This window comes from Pseudomonas sp. BF-R-01 (assembly GCF_019946615.1).
GTDB lineage: Bacteria > Pseudomonadota > Gammaproteobacteria > Pseudomonadales > Pseudomonadaceae > Aquipseudomonas > Aquipseudomonas migulae.
Map to the genome: position 1 here is coordinate 1 of NZ_JAGYFX010000111.1, position 18,946 is coordinate 18,946.

At 59.6% G+C, this 18,946-nt stretch carries 15 protein-coding genes and 1 pseudogene; 5 read left to right on the plus strand and 11 right to left on the minus strand.

Annotated elements, in window-relative coordinates; all coding sequences use genetic code 11:
- Positions 1-242, plus strand: a pseudogene (locus tag KGB27_RS26740) (PLP-dependent cysteine synthase family protein); the annotation flags it as partial.
- Positions 243-376: 134 nt separating this feature from the next.
- Here the strand turns inward: KGB27_RS26740 and KGB27_RS26745 are convergent.
- From KGB27_RS26745 to KGB27_RS26755, 3 genes are all read right to left on the minus strand, one after another.
- On the minus strand, positions 377-1,990 hold the full coding sequence (locus tag KGB27_RS26745) for an NAD(P)/FAD-dependent oxidoreductase (RefSeq protein WP_207286325.1): 1,614 nt from the start codon (positions 1,988-1,990) through the stop codon (positions 377-379).
- 95 nt (positions 1,991-2,085) lie between these two features.
- Entirely contained in the window at positions 2,086-2,739 is a 654-nt protein-coding gene (locus tag KGB27_RS26750) for a COG3650 family protein (protein WP_223437625.1), read from the minus strand.
- Positions 2,740-2,898: 159 nt separating this feature from the next.
- Complete coding sequence (locus KGB27_RS26755) at positions 2,899-3,498, minus strand: short chain dehydrogenase (protein ID WP_008034386.1); 600 nt, start codon at positions 3,496-3,498, stop codon at positions 2,899-2,901.
- A 105-nt stretch (positions 3,499-3,603) separates the two neighbouring features.
- Between KGB27_RS26755 and KGB27_RS26760 the strand changes: the two genes are divergently transcribed.
- Positions 3,604-4,512 carry a LysR family transcriptional regulator gene (locus KGB27_RS26760; protein WP_008034383.1) on the plus strand — a complete coding sequence of 303 codons (909 nt, stop codon included), beginning with the start codon at positions 3,604-3,606 and terminating at the stop codon, positions 4,510-4,512.
- Between the two features lie 187 nt (positions 4,513-4,699).
- Here the strand turns inward: KGB27_RS26760 and KGB27_RS26765 are convergent, their stop codons facing one another.
- The 5 genes from KGB27_RS26765 to KGB27_RS26785 form a co-directional block, all read right to left on the minus strand.
- Positions 4,700-5,401 carry an ABC transporter ATP-binding protein gene (locus KGB27_RS26765; protein ID WP_008034381.1) on the minus strand — a complete coding sequence of 234 codons (702 nt, stop codon included), beginning with the start codon at positions 5,399-5,401 and terminating at the stop codon, positions 4,700-4,702.
- Positions 5,402-6,169: a high-affinity branched-chain amino acid ABC transporter ATP-binding protein LivG gene (livG, locus tag KGB27_RS26770; RefSeq protein WP_008034380.1), complete on the minus strand. Its 768-nt coding sequence runs from the start codon at positions 6,167-6,169 to the stop codon at positions 5,402-5,404.
- Entirely contained in the window at positions 6,166-7,422 is a 1,257-nt protein-coding gene (locus KGB27_RS26775) for a high-affinity branched-chain amino acid ABC transporter permease LivM (RefSeq protein WP_008034379.1), read from the minus strand. Before KGB27_RS26775 ends, livG begins: the two co-directional genes overlap by 4 nt.
- A complete protein-coding gene (gene livH, locus KGB27_RS26780; RefSeq protein ID WP_008034378.1) occupies positions 7,419-8,342 on the minus strand; it encodes a high-affinity branched-chain amino acid ABC transporter permease LivH in 924 nt (307 codons plus the stop codon). The genes KGB27_RS26775 and livH overlap by 4 nt, the downstream gene beginning before the upstream one ends.
- Before the next feature lie 232 nt (positions 8,343-8,574).
- A complete protein-coding gene (locus KGB27_RS26785; protein ID WP_223437626.1) occupies positions 8,575-9,702 on the minus strand; it encodes a branched-chain amino acid ABC transporter substrate-binding protein in 1,128 nt (375 codons plus the stop codon).
- Positions 9,703-10,042: 340 nt separating this feature from the next.
- Between KGB27_RS26785 and KGB27_RS26790 the strand changes: the two genes are divergently transcribed.
- Positions 10,043-10,348 (plus strand): DUF2288 domain-containing protein, encoded by a 306-nt coding sequence (locus tag KGB27_RS26790; RefSeq protein WP_008043547.1) that lies wholly within the window; start codon positions 10,043-10,045, stop codon positions 10,346-10,348.
- Between the two features lie 1,080 nt (positions 10,349-11,428).
- On the opposite strand, the gene KGB27_RS26795 is transcribed toward KGB27_RS26790, so the two are convergent.
- A complete protein-coding gene (locus tag KGB27_RS26795; RefSeq protein WP_008034213.1) occupies positions 11,429-13,630 on the minus strand; it encodes a hypothetical protein in 2,202 nt (733 codons plus the stop codon).
- Between the two features lie 198 nt (positions 13,631-13,828).
- Between KGB27_RS26795 and KGB27_RS26800 the strand changes: the two genes are divergently transcribed.
- The gene (locus KGB27_RS26800) at positions 13,829-14,725 is read left to right on the plus strand and encodes an NAD(P)-dependent oxidoreductase (RefSeq protein ID WP_223556964.1); all 897 of its coding nucleotides are present in this window, start codon (positions 13,829-13,831) and stop codon (positions 14,723-14,725) included.
- On the opposite strand, the gene KGB27_RS26805 is transcribed toward KGB27_RS26800, so the two are convergent.
- Entirely contained in the window at positions 14,616-16,898 is a 2,283-nt protein-coding gene (locus KGB27_RS26805; protein WP_223556966.1) for a putative bifunctional diguanylate cyclase/phosphodiesterase, read from the minus strand. The two genes, KGB27_RS26800 and KGB27_RS26805, sit on opposite strands and share 110 nt — an antisense overlap.
- 143 nt (positions 16,899-17,041) lie before the next feature.
- On the minus strand, positions 17,042-17,401 hold the full coding sequence (locus KGB27_RS26810) for a YkgJ family cysteine cluster protein (protein ID WP_032829148.1): 360 nt from the start codon (positions 17,399-17,401) through the stop codon (positions 17,042-17,044).
- Positions 17,402-17,738: 337 nt separating this feature from the next.
- Here KGB27_RS26810 and KGB27_RS26815 point away from each other — a divergent pair.
- Positions 17,739-18,946, plus strand: a 1,208-nt coding sequence (locus KGB27_RS26815) for a spinster family MFS transporter (protein WP_223556969.1), incomplete at its 3' end; no start/stop codon positions are given.

Below are 18,946 nucleotides of genomic sequence, written 5' to 3' on the forward strand. Positions count from 1 at the left end.
GGTCGAGCGGGACCAATCTGATTGGTGCGTTGATGGCGGCGCAACAGATGGTGGCGGCGGGGGAAACGGGGTCGATCGTGGCGATTCTGTGCGATGGCGGCGAGCGCTATGAGACCAGTTATTACGATCAGGCCTGGCTCAAGGCGCAGGGGTATGAGTTGAGTGGGTTGATGGCGGCGGTGGCCGCGAGTGTCGAGCGCGGCGAGCCGCTTCCAGCGACCGTGCTGCGCGCCAACATCTGACACACCGAAATCCAATGTGGGAGCGAGCCTGCTCGCGATAGCGGTAGACCAGTCAACATCTCAGTTGAATGTTCAGCCGTCATCGCGAGCAGGCTCGCTCCCACAGGGTTCTGCATTGTTTCAGAAATTGCCGGTCAGGCCTCGAGGCCGAGGATATCGCGGGCCACGGCTTCAGCGATGCGAATGCCATCGACACCCGCCGACAGAATCCCGCCCGCATAACCCGCGCCTTCACCCGCCGGGAACAAGCCCTTGACGTTCAGGCTCTGCATCGACTCGTTACGGGTGATCCGCAACGGTGACGACGTACGCGTCTCGATCCCGGTCAACACCGCGTCATGCAGCGAGTAGCCGCGAATCTGCTTCTCGAACGCCGGCAAGGCTTCGCGAATGGCTTCGATGGCGAATGCCGGCAAGGCCAACGCCAAATCACCCAGCGCAACACCGGGCTTGTAGGACGGTTCAACGCTGCCCAACTCGGTGGATGGTTTGCCCGCGATGAAATCGCCCACCAGCTGTGCCGGCGCTTCGTAGTTGCTGCCACCCAGCACAAAGGCGTGGGATTCCAGGCGCTCCTGCAACTCGATACCGGCCAGCGGGCCGCCCGGATAATCGACTTCCGGGGTGATCCCGACGACGATCCCGGAGTTGGCGTTGCGCTCGTTACGCGAGTACTGGCTCATGCCGTTGGTCACGACGCGATTCGGCTCGGAGGTCGCCGCGACCACCGTGCCGCCCGGGCACATGCAGAAGCTGTAGACCGAACGGCCGTTCTTGGCGTGGTGCACCAGTTTGTAGTCCGCCGCCCCGAGTTTCGGGTGCCCGGCGTATTTGCCCAGGCGCGCGCGGTCGATCAGCGACTGCGGGTGTTCGATACGGAAACCCACCGAGAACGGCTTGGCTTCCATGAACACGCCACGACCGTGGAGCATGCGGAAGGTGTCGCGGGCACTGTGGCCGAGGGCCAGAATCACGTGCTTCGAATGGATCTGTTCGCCGCCGTTGAGCTCGACGCCAACCAATTGACCGTCCTCGATCAACACGTCGGTGACGCGCTGCTGGAAGCGTACTTCGCCGCCCAGTGCACGAATCTGCTCACGCATGTTTTCCACAACGCCCGTCAGACGGAACGTACCGATGTGCGGTTTGCTGACGTAGAGGATTTCTTCCGGCGCACCGGCTTTGACGAACTCATGCAGGACTTTGCGCCCGATGAATTTCGGGTCCTTGATCTGGCTGTAGAGCTTGCCGTCGGAGAAAGTCCCCGCGCCGCCTTCACCAAATTGCACGTTGGACTCGGGGTTGAGCACGCTTTTACGCCACAGGCCCCAGGTGTCCTTGGTGCGCTGGCGCACTTCGGTGCCGCGCTCGAGGATGATCGGCTTGAAGCCCATTTGCGCGAGCAATAGCCCGGCGAAAATCCCGCACGGCCCGAAACCTACGACAACCGGGCGTTGCTGCAGATCGGCCGGCGCCTGGCCGACCACTTTGTAGCTGACATCCGGCGCCTCGTTGACGTTACGGTCATCGGCGAATTTGTGCAGCAACGCCGCCTCATCCTTCGCGGTGAGGTCGATGGTGTAGATGAAGCACAGTTCGGAGGATTTTTTTCGCGCATCGTAGCTGCGCTTGAACAAGGTGAAATCGAGCAGGTCATCACTGGCGATGCCCAGGCGCTGCACGATGGCAGGGCGCAGGTCTTCTTCGGGATGGTCGATCGGCAGCTTGAGTTCAGTGATTCGTAACATGACGGGATCCGGTTCGCGGGGCGCACAACTGCGCCAAGGCGTTTGAAGGCGGCGATTATAAGCCCCAAAAGCCGAGTCCCGTGAGGCTTAAACGATCAGTCGTCGCGCGATCCGCCGAAATACCCGCAACCACGCTGAACCTGGTCATCAATGCGCAGTTCGGCGCTCATGTGTTGAACACTGCCGGTGCTGCTGTCGACGCAACGTTGCGGCGCGACCCACAGTTCGATGTGCTGGTTATTGGCTTCGGTGCTGAGGTTGAAGCGGCCATCGCCCAGTTGCTCTTCAACATAAGGTACGGCCAGGGGCGGTTGGCCCGCACGGTCGACGACCATGCCTTTGCCGCTGACCTTGACGTTCCACTCGGGCCCGTGGCCGGCGGCGCGCAGGATCAACGGTTTGAAATTTGGATCGCCGCAGGCGGTGCCCGAGCGCTCGACGCGGTACAACTGCTCCAGATCGAGGCGGCTGTCGACGATCCGCCCGCGAACGTCGGCGAACAGCTTGCCCTGGGCATTGGCGAGGCTTGCGGCCTCTTGCAGGACGCTGGTGCCGCCGGTGTCGTTGACCACGAAACTGCGCTGCTCATTGCACGGCTGGAACAACAGCTTGCCATCGGCTGCCGTCAACAGACCCTGCATTCGGGTCTGGCCCACGTGGGAGGCACTTTCACGCGGGCCATCGAACAACTGACAGGCCGCGAACAGTGGAAGCACGGCAACAAGGACTAAGGAACGGGCAACACGCATCTTTGGCTCTCCAGACAAGAGCCGCCACGTTACGCAGCCTGACCGTTCATCACAACCCCGCCGAGGTGTGTTGGTCCACCTGTAGGAGCACAGCTTGCTGGCGAAGGCGATCTTACGGACGCCTTCGCCGGCAAGCCGTGCTCCTACGGATTGTGTTGTTCAGCCGACGTGAAAGGTCTGACCGGTTTGCAGGCCTTCTACGCTTTTGGCGTAGGCCAGTGCCACATCGACAGCCGGAACCGGTTTGAAGCCGCGGAAGTACGGCGCGTATTTGCCCATGGCTTCAACCAGGACATTCGGGCTCACCGAGTTCACCCGCAGGCCGCGCGGCAGTTCGATCGCGGCGGCACGCACGAAGCTGTCGATGGCACCGTTGACCAGTGCGGCCGAAGCACCGCTGCGGATCGGATCGTGGCTGAGCACGCCGGTGGTGAAGGTGAACGATGCACCGTCATTGGCGAATTCGCGACCGATCAGCAGCAGGTTGACCTGGCCCATCAGCTTGTCGTTCAGGCCGAGGGTAAAACTGTCGGCGGTCATTTCGTTCAGCGGCGCGAAGGTCACGTTGCCCGCCGCGCAAACCAGTGCGTCGAACTTGCCGGTCTGTTCGAACAGTTTGCGAATCGAAGCGCTGTCGCTGATATCCACTTGGAAGTCGCCGCTGTTGCGACCGATGCGGATGACCTCGTGACGCTCGGACAACTCCTTGTCGATCGCCGAACCAATGGTGCCGCCTGCGCCAATCAAAAGAATTTTCATGTTGTTTATCCTCATGTGTGTTGAAAGTGGCTTCAGTCTAGAGTGGTTTTTTCTGTGGATAAGCGCGCTAATAGGCAACCTTTGGTTTTCTAATGGAAACAATCCATGAGCGAGATGGATGATCTGGCGGCGTTTGCAGTGCTGATTGAAGCGGGCAGTTTCACCTTGGCGGCGCAACAACTGGGTTGCAGCAAGGGCCAGTTGTCCAAGCGCATCAGCCTGTTGGAGACGCGGTTTTCCGTGGTGCTGCTGCAACGCACCACCCGCCGCTTGAGCCTGACGGCGGCGGGGGCGGCGCTGTTGCCGCAAGCCCAGGCGCTGGTGGTGCAAGTGGAGCGGGCGCGTCAGGCATTGGCGCGGTTGAAGGACGATATGGCAGGGCCGGTGCGTATGACGGTTCCGGTATCGTTGGGAGAAACCTTCTTCGATGGCCTGCTGCTGGAGTTTTCCCACAAGTACCCGCAGGTGCAGATCGAACTCGACCTCAGCAACAATTACCGTGACTTGTCCCGCGACGGTTTTGATCTGGCGGTTCGCTCCGATGTCGGCAATGACGAGCGTCTGGTGGCGCGACCGCTGTTGGCCTGGCACGAACTGACCTGCGCCAGCCCGGCTTACCTTGAGCAACACGGCGAACCGCTGACCCCACAGTCCCTGGCTGAGCACCAGTGTTTGCTCAACAGCCACTACAGCGGCCGCGAAGAATGGCTGTATCACCAACAGCACGAATTATTGCGGGTGCGTGTGTCGGGGCCGTTCGCCAGCAATCATTACAGCCTGCTCAAAAAAGCTGCGCTGGCGGGCGCCGGCATTGCGCGTCTGCCGTCCTACCTGTTGCAGGCGGAATTGGCTGACGGCCGTTTGCGCTGGCTCCTGCGCGATTATCAGACGCGTCGCATGCCGATGTATTTGGTGCACCCGTATCAGGGTGGGTTACCCAAGCGCACGCAGGTGCTGGCGGATTACTTGATTGGCTGGTTCAAGCGCAGTGGGGAGGCGTTGGATCGCCTCTGACTGATCACACAAACCCCTGTAGGAGCCGGCTTGCCGGCGATCGCGGTTTAACATTCTACAGAGAGGTTGACTGATACTCCGCTATCGCCGGCAAGCCGGCTCCTACAGGAGTTATTTATCGTTCTCGGGATTGTGGCAGACACAAAAAAAACGGCCCGAAGGCCGTTTTTTTGTTTACCGCAAACGCTTAACCACCGAGGTACGCTTCGCGCACTTTCGGGTCGGTCAGCAGCGCTTCACCGGTGCCTTGCATCACCACGCGGCCGTTCTCCAGAACGTACGCGCGGTCAGCGATTTTCAGCGCCTGGTTGGCGTTTTGCTCGACCAGGAACACCGTCACGCCATCCTTGCGCAGCTGTTCGATGATGTCGAAGATCTGCTGGATGATGATCGGCGCCAGACCCAGCGAAGGCTCGTCGAGCAGCAGCAGCTTTGGCTTGCTCATCAGCGCACGGCCGATGGCGAGCATTTGCTGTTCGCCGCCGGACATGGTGCCGCCGCGCTGATTGAAACGCTCTTTCAGGCGTGGGAAAAGTCCGAGGACCTTGTCCATCTGTTCCTGGTAATCGCCTTTTTCAGTGAAGAAGCCACCCATGGAGAGGTTTTCTTCCACGGTCAGGCGAGCAAACACCCGACGACCTTCCGGTACGACGGCGATGCTCTTGCGCATGATCTGCGACGAACTCTGGCCGACGAGCTCTTCGCCCATGTAGCGGATGCTGCCGCTGTGGGCTTGCGGCGAACCGCAGAGGGTCATCAGCAGGGTCGACTTGCCGGCGCCGTTGGCACCGATCAGGGTCACGATCTCGCCCTGACGGACTTCGACGTTGACGCTGTGCAGCGCCTGGATCTTGCCGTAGAAGGTGGAAACGTTTTCGAATTGCAGCATTTACGCTTCCCCCAGGTAGGCTTTGATCACTTCAGGATTGTCGCGGATCTGTTCCGGCGTACCGTCGGCCAGAGGCGTGCCCTGGTTGATCACGACGATGTGGTCGGAAATGCTCATGACCAGTTTCATGTCATGTTCGATCAGCAGCACGGTGACGTTGTGCTCTTCACGCAGCATGCTGATCAGCGCCTTGAGATCCTCGGTTTCCTTCGGGTTCAGGCCGGCAGCCGGTTCGTCGAGCATGAGGATCCGCGGACGGGTCATCATGCAGCGGGCGATTTCCAGGCGACGTTGCTGACCGTAGGCCAGGGTGCCGGCCGGACGGTTGGCGAACGCCTTGAGGTTGACCTTGTCCAGCCAGTACTCGGCGAACTCCATGGCTTCGCGTTCGCTTTTGCGGAAGCCCGGGGTCTTGAACAGGCCCGCCAGGAAGTTGGTGTTCAGGTGACGGTGCTGGGCGATCAAGAGGTTCTCGACCGCCGTCATGTCCTTGAACAGCCGCACGTTCTGGAAGGTGCGCACCACGCCTTTGAGGGCGATCTTGTGGCCGGGCAGGCCTTCGATCGGCTCGCCGTCCAGCATGATGCTGCCGCCGCTCGGCTTGTAGAAACCGGTCAGGCAGTTGAACACGGTGGTCTTGCCGGCGCCGTTGGGGCCGATCAGTGCCACGACCTGTTTCTCTTTTACGCTCAGGGCTACGCCATTGACGGCCAGCAAGCCGCCGAAGCGCATGCTCAGGTTTTCGACTTTAAGGATCTCGCGGCTCATTTGCGCAGCTCCATGTGAGGACGTTGCATGGGCAGCAGACCTTGAGGACGCCAGATCATCATCAGCACCATCAAGGCGCCGAACATCAACATGCGGTATTCACTGAACTCACGCATCATTTCCGGCAACAGGATCATCACCGTGGCGGCGAGTACGACACCCAGTTGCGAGCCCATGCCACCCAGCACCACGATGGCGAGGATGGTCGCCGACTCGATGAAGGTGAAGGACTCCGGTGTCACCAGGCCCTGACGCGCGGCGAAGAAGCTGCCCGCGAAACCGGCGAAGCACGCGCCGAGGGTGAAAGCCGAGAGCTTGATGATCGTCGGGTTCAGACCCAGAGCACGGCAGGCGATTTCGTCTTCACGCAACGCTTCCCAAGCGCGGCCCAGGGGCATGCGCAGCAAGCGGTTGATGACGAACAGCGCAAACAGCGCGAGGAACAGCGCGACCAGGTAAAGAAAGATCACCTTGTTGATCGAGTTGTATTCCAGGCCGAAGTACTCGTGGAACGTCTGCAGGCCTTCGGCCGCTTTGCGTTCGAAAGTCAGGCCGAAGAACGTCGGTTTCTCGATGTTGCTGATGCCGTTCGGACCACCGGTGATGTCGGTCAGGTTACGCAGGAACAGACGGATGATTTCGCCGAAGCCCAGGGTCACGATCGCCAGGTAGTCACCGCGCAGACGCAGGACCGGGAAACCGAGCAGGAAGCCGAAAGTGGCCGCCATCAGGCCGGCGATCGGCAGGCAGATCCAGAAGCTCAAGCCGTAGTAGTGCGACAGCAGCGCGTAGCTGTAGGCGCCGACGGCATAGAAGCCGACGTAACCGAGGTCGAGCAGGCCGGCCAGACCGACCACGATGTTCAGGCCCAGGCCGAGCATCACGTAGATCAGCACCAGCGTGGCGATATCCACCGCACCGCGAGAACCGAAGAACGGCCAGACCAGCGCGCCGACGATCAACGCGATGATGATCCAGCGTTGGGTGGTCGGCAGGGTCAGGAAATTACTGGCCTTGGCCGGCATCACCGGCAGGTTGGGCGAGGATTTCCAGGCCGAGCTGATCTGCTGGTCGAACAGCACTCGCAGGAACATCAGTACCGAGCACACGGCGATGGTGATCAGCGTGGCAGTGCTGGTGCCATGGACTTCGAGGTTGATGCCGACAATGGTCAGCTTCAGACCGAGTACCGGGTAGGCAACGGCCCACACCAGCAAGGCGCTGAACAACGCCTGTTTAAGATTCCTAGTCATACTTTTTCAACCTCCGGACGGCCCAACAGGCCGGTAGGCCGGAACAACAACACCAGAACCAATAGGCCGAACGCCACGACGTCCTTGTACTGGTCGCCGAAGATATCGGCACCGAAGGCTTCCGCCACCCCAAGCACGATCCCGCCGAGCATGGCGCCGGGGATGCTGCCGATACCGCCCAGTACCGCTGCGGTGAAGGCCTTGAGGCCGACCAGGAAACCGGCGTTCGGGTTGATCACGCCGTATTGCATGCTCAGCAGCACGGCCGCGATGGCCGCCAGTGCGGCACCGATGACGAAGGTCAGGGCGATGATGTTGTTGGTGTTGATACCCAGCAGGTTGGCCATCTTGATGTCTTCGGCACAGGCGCGGCAGGCGCGACCCAGGCGAGAGCGGGAGATGAACAGCGTCAGGCCGAGCATGGCGATCAGGGTCACCACGAACACCACGATTTGCATGTAGGAAATCAGCACTTCATGTGCGCCACCTGGCCCGATGGCGAAGTTGCCGGGGATCAGGTTGGGGATGGATTTGTCCTTGGAGTCTTGCGCCAGCAGAACCGTGTTCTGCAGGAAAATCGACATGCCGATGGCGGAAATCAGCGGGATCAGACGGTTGCTGCCGCGCAAGGGGCGGTAGGCGATCCGTTCGATGCTGTAACCGTAGGCACTGGTCACGACGATGGTCGCGAGGAAAGCGGCGGTCATCAACAGCGGAACACTGTCGAGTCCCATCATGGAGAGGCCCGCAATGGCGATGAACGCCACGTAGGAACCGATCATGTACACCTCGCCGTGGGCGAAGTTGATCATTCCAATGATGCCGTAAACCATCGTATAGCCGATGGCGATCAGGGCATACGTGCTGCCAATGGTCAGACCATTAACCAGCTGTTGGAAGAAGTGATAGATGTCAGGCATTACAGCGCTCCTAAAAACCTGATACGCATTTCACTGGTGGAGTCATTTTCCCGCTCGAGCCCCGTGGATCTGCATCCACTTCGAACGCGAGGTTTGCCAGCGAACCGCTGATGACGGTTTTGAGATTTTCAGGTGGGGAGACTGGCGGATCACGCCAGCGCGGCCCAATACGTTCGTAAAACAAAGCCCACGGCACGCCGTGGGCTTTATTGGCAGTCAGTCAGGCAACGCCTTACTGAGGCTTGGCTTCAGTTTTTGGTTTGCCGAAGTGCCACTCGTAAACCACAAATTTGAAGTCTTTCAGGTCGCCCTTCTCGTCGAAGCTCAGGTCGCCGGTAGGGGTCTTGAAGGTGCCTTTGTGGATGGCTTCAGCCACTTTGGCGGAGTCTTCGGACTTGGCAGCCTTGATACCGTCGGCAATTACGGTCACCGCCGAGTAGGCCGGGAACACGAACGGACCGCTCGGGTCTTCTTTCTTCGCTTTGAACGCGTCAGCCAGGGCGATGTTGGCAGGATCCTGGTCGAAGGATTTCGGCAGGGTCACCAGCAGGCCTTCGGAAGCTTCCTTGGCGATCTGCGAAATGGAATCGTTACCCACGCCTTCCGGACCCATGAACTTGGCTTTCAGGCCTTTTTCCTGGGATTGACGCAGGATCAGGCCCAGCTCCGGGTGGTAGCCGCCGTAGTAGACGAAGTCGACGTTGGCTTGCTTGAGCTTGGAGACCATCGAAGAGAAGTCTTTGTCGCCGGCGTTGATGCCTTCGAACACGGCAACCTTGACGCCTTTGCCTTCCAGGGTTTTCTTCACGGCGCTGGCGATGCCTTCACCGTATTGCTGTTTGTCGTGCAGGACAGCAACGATCTTCGGTTTTACGAAGTCGGCAATGTAGTTACCGGCGGCAGGGCCCTGGGCGCTGTCCAGACCGATAGTACGGAAGATCATTTTGTAACCGCGATTGGTGATGTCCGGGCTGGTGGCAGCCGGGGTGATCATGATCACGCCTTCGTCTTCGTAGATGTCCGAAGCCGGTTGAGTGGAGCTGGAGCACAGGTGACCGACTACGAACTTGACGCCGTCGTTGACGACCTTGTTCGCGACAGCCACAGCTTGTTTTGGATCACAGGCGTCATCGTATTCAACGGCTTCGAGTTTCTTGCCGTCTACGCCGCCCTTGGCGTTGATCTGTTCGATGGCCATTTTGGCGCCACTGAACTGCATGTCGCCGTATTGGGCTACAGGGCCGGTTTTAGGGCCGGCGATGCCGATCTTGATGGTGTCAGCTGCGAACGAATGGCTGGCAACCCCGGCCAGAACCATAGCGGCAAACAGTTTGGAAATCTGCTTAGTAGCCTTAGTCATAGTGCTCCACTCTTACTGTTGTAGTTTTTATAGTCCTGGCGCCGTAGCAGCAGAACCGGGTCAGATATCTTCGAATATCCTCCGGAAAATGCCCCCGGCAACTGTACCGGTACAGTGTAGAGCGCCGATTGTTAGCCTGGGAAGGCAGCGCCGGGGGGCAAAACCTGAGGGTGTCGCTTTTTTGAAAGAAAAAGACAGAATTGCGGCGGGGGTTGTAGCTGAATTCTCAGCAATCCTTGGCTTTCCTGCAGTTTTCAATCGGTAACTCAATTGCATCCGGGTTTTTCTGCCTGACCACCGACGTTATCATCCACGTCGATTTCTTTTCCGGACAGGACCCATGACTCAAGAACCTAGCACCCTCTATGCCAAGCTGCTTGGTGAAACCGCATCTATTACCTGGAAGGAGCTGGAGCCCTTCTTCGCCAAGGGTGCCCTATTGTGGGTCGATCCCGGTCTGGATTTGATCGCGGTGGCCGAGGCTGTGGCGACGGACGAAGGGACGAAAGTGGCTGCCTGGCTGGCCGCCGACACGGTCGCCAAGCTGTCTGAAACGCGGGCGCTGGATCTTTTCGAACGTGATCCGGAGTTGTGGGCAGTGGTGGTTTCGCCGTGGATTCTGATCCAGGAAAGGGCGACGAAGTGAAGTTGTGCACCGAATGAGTGCGTCGCTTCGCCGGGGAAAAGTGTGTAGCCGAGTAGCGTGATGGCATGTTGCCGTAGAGAAAGGCCACAGGCGGAGTTGGCATAACGGTGACGTAAACGTAACGGGCACAGTTTATTAAGCAGCCGATGGGCTGCTTAATTGTTTCTGGATGTTGGATTTGGGGGGCTATTCAGGCTGGGAGTTGTGGTTTTGTGTACATATCCATTGCTGCGGTAACGACCTCTATGGGTTTCGCCCTTACGGCGAGTCACTTGCAAAAGCGGCAAGTAACCAAGCGCTCTTGCCCCTTTCGTCCGGTGCCTCGCCATGGCTCGGCATACCCTCGCTTCGGTCCTGCTCCGTGGGCCCGCCGCCATCGGCCATCCATGGCCGGGGGCGGCTAACCCGGCATCCATGCCGGGTTGCCCACTGCGCAAAACCTCCACTCGGCCTCCCCATGGGGCAAGCAGATCAAAATCAAAAGCCAGATCAACACCGCGCGAGGCGGCCTGATAGCCGACCTGGCTCTTTGGTGGTCCGCGTTGTCCTTCTTTGTTTCGTACACTCATTCCGGACTTGTACACCAATCCCCTGTAGGAGCCGGCTTGCTGGCGATGGACGTTAACGATGACGCGGGCTGCCTGAATGTGCGCGGTGGCTGGGCGTTTTTCGCGAGCAGGCTCGCTCCTACTTGGGATCGGCGTCAGCACGGTCAAACAAGCGCAGCGCGCCCGCTTGACGCCCCGGTCGGCCCAAAGGCCGCCTCGTTTTTGATTTTGATCGCAAGCGCTCCGTTAACCACGCTGGCCGAACGCAGGCATTGCGCAGCGGGGAAACCGGCAAGGATGCCGGTTTAGCCGCGCTGGGCCAGGGATGGCCCATCGCGGCGACCCGCGGAGCAATGCCGGAGTGAGGGCACACCGAGCCAGAGCGAGGTGCCGAGTGGTGGGGCAAGAGCGCTTGGTTACTTGGCGCTTTTCCAAGTAACTCGCCGTAAGGGCGAAACCAATATCCGCCATCACCCAAAAAACGGATATGCCCCCCAAGCTTGAATCTAAAAGCCTGAGGAGCGGCATCAGATCAGACGGTAAACGTCTTTCCCGTATGGTTATTAAGCGAAATAACCTTGGTCTTGCCAATCCGGTGACGGTAGATCTCGCGCAGGTACTTGATCGCCTTTTTCACGCAATCGCGCGACAGGCGAATGTCATTGATCGAGACAAATTTTTCCTTGTCGTTGATCAGCTCGCGGTACTTCTTCTCGTACATCGGTTTGATCGCATACCAGTTGGTATCGAGGATCTTCGCCGGGTTCTCGAACTCGTTCAGCAAGTCGTCGATCAGCTCTTCGTTGAAGTCTTCGTTGATGATGAAGTCGAGGATCGAGTTGTCCAGCGTGTCGTCGAAGCGGTACGGGTTCTTCGCGAAGCAGCGCTTGATGAAGGCCACGATCAGCGTCAGGAAGTCGTCCGACAGGCACGGGCTCTTGGCGATCAAGGTGGTCAGCGACAAGTTGGCCGACGCGCCGATCACCAGCGCATAACGCTTGAGCGTGGTGTTCGGGAACAGGCTGTTGAGGTGAGTCTTCAACCGGTTCAGGTCCATGTACGACAGCTTGTAGTCTTTCGGCAGCGAAACAATCGACACCACCGACGAGCAGTTCTTGAAGAAGTGCAGGTCGTGCAACGCGGCCGCGTCGTAACCGGAATTCTTGTACTGCTCCAGCGAGGCGCGATAGCGCTTGGACTCGATCGGCAGCAGGCTGATGCCTTCGATGGCCTGGGTCACTTTGTTGAAGTGCGGCAGGTCGATGGAGCGGAAGAACAGGTCATCGATGTTCAGGCGCTGCGGCTCTTTCTCGAACACCTTGAACTTGTCACTGCTTGGCGGCGGGGTTTCCGGCACTACGGATTCTGCGTAGGCAATCGCCACCGGGCCGGCCAGGCTCATGAACAGGTCGTTGGCGTCGAGGCGAATGGTTTCGCCGATGTCGATGCCCGCGCGACGGAAATAGTTCTGGTCGTAGTCAGTCGTGACCGCCTGCGCCGTCAGAATGTTGAAGATCTGCTGCGAGATGTATTGGTTGGCGTGCTTTTCCATCGCGTTGACGTCGATGTTCTGGATGTTGCCGTCATCGCTTTCTTCGGCATAACGCATGATGTCGTTGGAAATCAGCATCATCGCGTTCCATGGGCGGATACGGCCCATGACGCTGGCTTCGCTGCTGTCTTCGTTGGCGAAGTTGTAGGAGAAGTCCCACTCTTCCGACAGGTATTTGCACAGCAGGCGACCGGCGTTGATGTGCAGCGCCTCGGACATTTCACTGCGGTGATCGGAAATGTTCGGCAGAACGCAGATGCCGCTGGTGAAAATCGGTTCGAAGACGAAGGAATGACCGCTTTTGCCGTCGTGCTCGTCCATCGGCTTGGTGTCGAACGTCTTGTTCATGTACGAGTGCTGCTGGGCCAGGCCGAATTCCGAAGCCATGCCCGAACCGGTACCGCCGCCGGCACTGAAGATCGAGAAGTACAGGCGCGACTGGTTGGCCTTGATGCCGCAGCTGTCGATCAGGTACGAGTGAATCATCTTCCAGTCCGGGCTGGAGAAACGCTGGGTGTCCTTGTTCAGGATGATCTTGGCCAGGTACTGACCGAGGATCGGCGCGTTACCGGCGCCACCGGCGTGGACTTCCGACAAGTCCATGATCTTCATTTTGCTGTAGTCGCGCAGGAAGCCGCTTTTTTCGCCTTTGCGCGAGAAACGGATGCGACCGGCGATGTCTTTGTCGAGGTCGCCGAGCATCACCAGTGGTTCGACCAGGAACACCGGCTTGGTGGCCTTGTTCGGGCCCAGGCGCAGGTTGTTGCGGATCCACTGGGCCGGGCTGTAGCCCTTTTCCGCGTAGCGCTTGTCCGGCGACAGGCGATCTTCGTTGTTGAATTCGTTGAGGTAGAACTTGCGGGCGTTGTACACCAGCTCCGCGACGTCCAGCGCGATGTTCGAGCCGCAGCGACCGAGGCCGATCAGGCACACCGACGGGAATTCCTGATCGTTGTGCTGTTCGTTATCGCCTTCCAGGTGCGGCGGGCGCGGGAACACCATGTCGCGCAGACCGTCGAGGTTATCGAGGATGCGGTCGGTATTGGTCTCGGTGAAGTACAGGTATTGCTGAGTCGCCAACGGGCGCGAGGGGCTCAATGGCTTCGACGGCGTGGGGCTGTTCGCCGCGGGGCTCAGCGTCAGATCGGATATCGCAGTGGCCGGATTGTTTTTAGAAGTCATTGTGCGCCATGTACCTGGGCTGGTTGGCTGGACGACAACGTGTCGTCAAGCCATCACGGATGGGTTCTCGCGTCTTTTTTCAGCGCGTATTGGGCCCAAGCGTCAGGGACTGGGCCTGAACATCACTCGGGGGAATCCTTTCCTTAGTCATGATGAATCGGCCAATATTTGGCGATCTTTAATGAAAAAGGAGGCCAAATGATGTCAACCCTACCTTCGTTGGGTTTTGCCGGTATCGGCCTTATGGGCCTGCCGATGTGTCGGCGCCTGCTGGCTGCGGGGTTTTCGCTGACTGTATGGAACCGTAATCCGGCTAAATGTGCGCCGCTGGTCGAGGCGGGCGCGCGACAAGTTGCCACGCCTGCCGAGCTGTGCCGGCACGCCGATGTGCTGATGTTGTGCCTGGCCGACACGGCCGTGGTGCGCGAGGTGGTGTTTGGTCCGGGCGGAGTGGCCGAAGGTGGGAAAAGCGGCCAGTTGCTGGTGGATTTTTCCAGCCTGGAACCCACCGCGACGCGGGAAATGTCGGCGCAGTTGGCCAGCCAGACCGGCATGCGCTGGCTGGATGCTCCGGTGTCCGGGGGCGTTGTCGGCGCCGAGGCCGGGAGCCTGGCAATCATGGTGGGCGGCGAAGCGGCGGACTTTGAGCGTGTCAGGCCTGTTCTGCTCAGCCTCGGCCAACGTGTCACTCATATGGGCGCGGTCGGGGCGGGGCAGGTGACCAAGGCCTGCAATCAGATGATCGTTGCCTGTAACGCGCTGGTCATCGCCGAAGTCGTGGCGCTGGCCGAACGTTCCGGTGTGCAGGCCAGCCTGATTGCCGAAGCGCTCGCCGGCGGTTTTGCCGATTCAAAGCCGTTGCAGATCCTCGCCCCGCAAATGGCCGAAAGCCGTTTTGAACCGGTGAAATGGCACGTGCGCACGCTGCTCAAGGACCTCGATACCGCGGTGAAATTTTCCCGTGAGCAAGGTTCGGCCACGCCCATCAGCGGATTGGCCGCACAATTGATGCGGTTGCATGGTAGCCAGGGATTCCTGGAAAAAGATCCGTCGACCCTGGTGCAGCTGTACCGCGAACCGGACTCAGCGGGCTGATCGTGTGCCCGTGTTGGCGCTGGTTGATTTCACTCAGCACCGGACGCAGTTCCGCCAGCGGCACCGGGCGGCTGAGCAGGTAGCCCTGGACGAAATCACAGCCGTTGCGCTGGAGAAACTCGTATTGCTCAAGGGTTTCGACGCCTTCGGTGATCACCTGCAAATGCAGGGTGTGAGCCATGACGATAATCGCCTGAACGATTTCCATGTCCTGAGTCGACTTGGGAATGTCCTGGATGAACGAGCGATCGATCTTCAGCGAGTTGAGCGGCAGGCGCTTGAGGTAGGCGAGGGAGGAATAACCGGTGCCGAATTCGTCGATCGACAGCGACACGCCGAGGGCGCGGATCTGGCGCAACAACACCAGCGAATTGGCGATGTTGACCATCAGCGCGTTCTCGGTCACTTCCAGTTCCAGTCGCTGCGGCGCCACTCCGGCAACCCGCAACGCGTGTTCGATTTCATCGGCGAGGTCTTCGCGCGCCAGGTTCAGCGGCGAGCAGTTGACGGCGATGTGCAGTTCTTCGTAGCCCTGACGTGACAACTCGCTCAGGTCCTCGCAGGCTTTGCGCAGAACCCAATTGTCCAGCTCGGCAATCAACCCGTTGGCCTCGGCGATGGCAATGAAGCGGTCTGGTGTCAGCAGCCCGTGAACCGGATGTTGCCAGCGGACCAGCGCTTCCAGCTTGCTGACCTGTGCGGTTTGCAAGTCGAAAATCGGTTGGTAATGCAGGATCAGCCCGGTGTTTTCATGCAGGGCGTGGCGCAGTTCCTCTTCGAGTTGCAGCTCCAGCGTGGCTCGGGTTTTCAGGTTCGGGCTGAAGAAATTCAGGCCATTGCGGCCGCCGCCCTTGGACTGGTACAGCGCCAGGTCGGCGTGTTTCAGCAATTCCTCGCAGGTGGTGCCATCCTCCGGAAACAGGCTGATGCCGATGCTGGTGGTCATGACCATGCGCCGCCCGGACAGCTCGATCGGTTCCTTCATCTTCAACATGATGCGCTGGGCCATGGCCCGTGCTTCCTCGCGTTCACGCAGGCTGATGAGGAGGCAGAACTCGTCACCGCCGAAACGCGCCACCACATCTTCGTGACTGCGTACCGACCCCTTGATGTGCTGGGCCAGGACTTTGAGCAATTCGTCGCCGGCGTCGTGGCCGAGGCTGTCGTTGATCCGCTTGAAGTGGTCGATGTCCAGAAACATCACCGCGAGCATGCCGCCTTCATCGGTTTTCTGGAGCAGCTTCTCGGCGAAAATCTGGTTGAAGCCGCGGCGGTTGATCAGGTTGGTCAGGGCGTCATAGTTCGCCACTTCTTGCAGCGACATTCGCGCCTGATCCAGTTGGCCGAGCAGCGTGTTGACCCGTTGCAGGTCGCGTTCCTTGTGTTGCAGTTTCTTGTCCGCCAGTGCTGCGCTGATGCTGCTGCCGATGATCAGTAGCGTGATGACCGCCACCGTCAGCCCCAGTTGCAGGTGATTGTTGTCACCGGGCAACGTCAGCGGGCTGCCGGTCGGCAACACCAGGCTGAAGGCGGCCATGCCGGTGAAATGCATGCTGATAATGCCCGCCCCGAGCACCAGGCTGGCGCTGAATTTGACCAATTGATGGAGCAGGCCAGAGCCTTCGCGCAATCGACTCGACAGCAACAGCGCCGCGAGGCTGGCGCCAATGGCGATGACGATGGAAAGGATGAACAGCACCGGTTCGTAATACGTCATCGCATTCGAACGCATCGCCGCCATGCCCACGTAATGCATGATCGCGATGCCCAGGCCAATGCAAATGGCCGCCTGGATGTACTGCCGGATGCTCAGGTGAGGATGACTGAGGGTGTGCATCGCCAGCCACGAGGCGAACAGGGCAATCAGCAGGGAGGCAAGGGTGACGGGCAGTTCGTATTGAATCTCGACCGGCGCTTGAAACGCCAGCATGCCGATGAAGTGCATGGCCCAGATGCCGCCTGCCAGGCATCCGGCGCCGATCCAGCGCCACAGCCGTTGTGACGCCGGGTTTTCCGAATGCCCGACTCGTTCGGCCATGTCCAGCGTGGCGAAGCCGCCCACACAGGCGACCAGATAGGCCAGCAGCACCAGAAAAGGATCATGTGTGCAATTGAGGACAACTTGCCCGTTCGCGGCCAGCTCGGTAAAAAAATGCAAACCAAGCCACTCCATAGCATGCCCCGTCTTGTCCCGGCCCGCGCCATGCACGCTGGCGAATGCTTTGGAGTATAGAGGTCATACAAAGAGCGTCAGCGGTGATGGCACATTGGCACTAATGATTTTGGCATAAGTGTTATAGCGTTTACGGCTAAGGCTCAGGCGATCTGCTCATAAGGTAAATCGGGTTGCAGCGCTGGTAACCCGAAGGCGGCTCGTGCCGCATCGCAATCCACATTCGCCTCGCCGTTGGCCCAAGAGGCATCGAACTCGCGGCAAGTACTGGAGCGTTGGTCGTAAATCGAGCATTGCACCGCGGTGCCGACTTCACCGACCAATCCGACACAACGAGTCGGTTTACAGTCGGTGCCGAGCATGGCCACCCGGCTGGGGCTGATCGGCGCCACCAGTTCATCGGGCACTACACCTCCGGCCGAGGTGCATTCACCCCAGAAAAAAGACACGCGAAAGTGAGAACAGCAGGCACCGCAATTCAGACACGGACTGGCTTCGGACATGGGCGATAATCAAAGGAGGGATGGGGGCATGGTGTGGCAGACAAGGCCGCTATTCTAGGCTTCGCCTCGGGCTTTGGAAGGGGGGCACAGAGGTATTTTTCAACGGTTGGTCGGATCATGGAAAACACCACCAACCCGCTGTGGGACGGGCGATGCGACCGGTATATCAGTCACATGAATGTTGAATGTGGCATCGCCATCGCTTGCAAGTCAGTTCCACTGGCGCCATGGGTTGATATCAGCCTTACGAATAATTACAGACAGTTGCACCGGGCCTGACTAGATTGCAGGTTCCGGGGACAGTGATGCCCCAAAAACAATAAAAAGAGACGGACCCATGCAGAACTCGACCCAAGCGGCGAATGCCTGGCGCATTCTGTTCCTGCTGTTCCTGGCCAATCTGTTCAATTTCTTCGATCGCACCATTCCGGCTATCATCATCGAGCCGATCCGTATGGAATGGCACCTCAGCGACTTTCAGCTGGGAATCATCGGTACCGCCTTCACCATTGTCTATGCGATTGCCGGGCTGCCGCTGGGGCGGATGGCCGATACCGGTTCGCGCGCCAAGTTGATGGGGTGGGGGCTGGCGGCCTGGAGCGGGCTGACAGCGGTCAACGGGCTGGTGGGCAGTTTCTGGAGTTTCCTGATCGTGCGCATGGGCATCGGTATCGGTGAGGCCAGTTACGCACCTGCCGCCAACTCGCTGATCGGCGACCTGTTCCCGGCCCACCGCCGTGCGCGTGCGATGGGCATTTTCATGCTGGGTCTGCCGTTGGGCCTGCTGCTGGCGTTCTTCACCATCGGCTGGATGGTCAAGGCGTTCGACAGCTGGCGCGCGCCGTTCTTCATCGCGGCGGTGCCGGGGCTGATCCTGGCGGTCTTCATGTTTTTCATCAAGGAACCGAAACGCGGCGCAGCGGAAAGTGTGCAGGTCTCGCAGGAGCGTGTGGACCGGCCGATCCGCCGGGTGCTGGCGGTGCCGACCTTTCTGTGGCTGGTGATGGCGGGGCTGTGTTTCAACTTCGCGACCTATGCCTGCAACTCCTTCCTGGTGCCGATGTTGCAACGCTACTTCCTGATGCCATTGCACGAAGCGGCGGTGGCGACCGGTGTGATCGTCGGTGTGACGGGGCTGTTCGGCCTGACGTTGGGCGGCTGGGTCGCGGACAAGATTCACCAGCGGGTGGCCAATGGGCGGCTGCTGTTTGCGGCGTTCAGCCTGATCGTTTCGACGGTGTGCACCGCGTGGGCGTTGCATGCCGGGCGGATCGAGATCGGGGTGTTCGTGGCGGTGTTCAGTCTGGGCTGGTTGTTTGCCTACAACTTCTACACCTGCGTTTACACGGCCATCCAGGACGTGGTCGAACCACGCCTGCGGGCCACGGCGATGGCGTTGTTCTTTGCCGGGCTGTATTTGCTGGGTGGTGGATTGGGGCCGGTGGTGGTGGGCGGTTTGTCCGATCACTTTGCGCACACGGCGATGCTGGCGGCCGGCGCCGAACAGATGACCGAAGCGTTCAAGGCTGTTGGCCTGCATGACGC

Bases quoted from the DNA above. Each gene is read 5' to 3' on its own strand.
- KGB27_RS26745 (WP_207286325.1), bottom strand. From the start codon at position 1,990: ATGTTACGAATCACTGAACTCAAGCTGCCGATCGACCATCCCGAAGAA.
- KGB27_RS26750 (WP_223437625.1), bottom strand. From the start codon at position 2,739: ATGCGTGTTGCCCGTTCCTTAGTCCTTGTTGCCGTGCTTCCACTGTTC.
- KGB27_RS26755 (WP_008034386.1), bottom strand. From the start codon at position 3,498: ATGAAAATTCTTTTGATTGGCGCAGGCGGCACCATTGGTTCGGCGATC.
- KGB27_RS26760 (WP_008034383.1), top strand. From the start codon at position 3,604: ATGAGCGAGATGGATGATCTGGCGGCGTTTGCAGTGCTGATTGAAGCG.
- KGB27_RS26765 (WP_008034381.1), bottom strand. From the start codon at position 5,401: ATGCTGCAATTCGAAAACGTTTCCACCTTCTACGGCAAGATCCAGGCG.
- livG (WP_008034380.1), bottom strand. From the start codon at position 6,169: ATGAGCCGCGAGATCCTTAAAGTCGAAAACCTGAGCATGCGCTTCGGC.
- KGB27_RS26775 (WP_008034379.1), bottom strand. From the start codon at position 7,422: ATGACTAGGAATCTTAAACAGGCGTTGTTCAGCGCCTTGCTGGTGTGG.
- livH (WP_008034378.1), bottom strand. From the start codon at position 8,342: ATGCCTGACATCTATCACTTCTTCCAACAGCTGGTTAATGGTCTGACC.
- KGB27_RS26785 (WP_223437626.1), bottom strand. From the start codon at position 9,702: ATGACTAAGGCTACTAAGCAGATTTCCAAACTGTTTGCCGCTATGGTT.
- KGB27_RS26790 (WP_008043547.1), top strand. From the start codon at position 10,043: ATGACTCAAGAACCTAGCACCCTCTATGCCAAGCTGCTTGGTGAAACC.
- KGB27_RS26795 (WP_008034213.1), bottom strand. From the start codon at position 13,630: ATGACTTCTAAAAACAATCCGGCCACTGCGATATCCGATCTGACGCTG.
- KGB27_RS26800 (WP_223556964.1), top strand. From the start codon at position 13,829: ATGATGTCAACCCTACCTTCGTTGGGTTTTGCCGGTATCGGCCTTATG.
- KGB27_RS26805 (WP_223556966.1), bottom strand. From the start codon at position 16,898: ATGGAGTGGCTTGGTTTGCATTTTTTTACCGAGCTGGCCGCGAACGGG.
- KGB27_RS26810 (WP_032829148.1), bottom strand. From the start codon at position 17,401: ATGTCCGAAGCCAGTCCGTGTCTGAATTGCGGTGCCTGCTGTTCTCAC.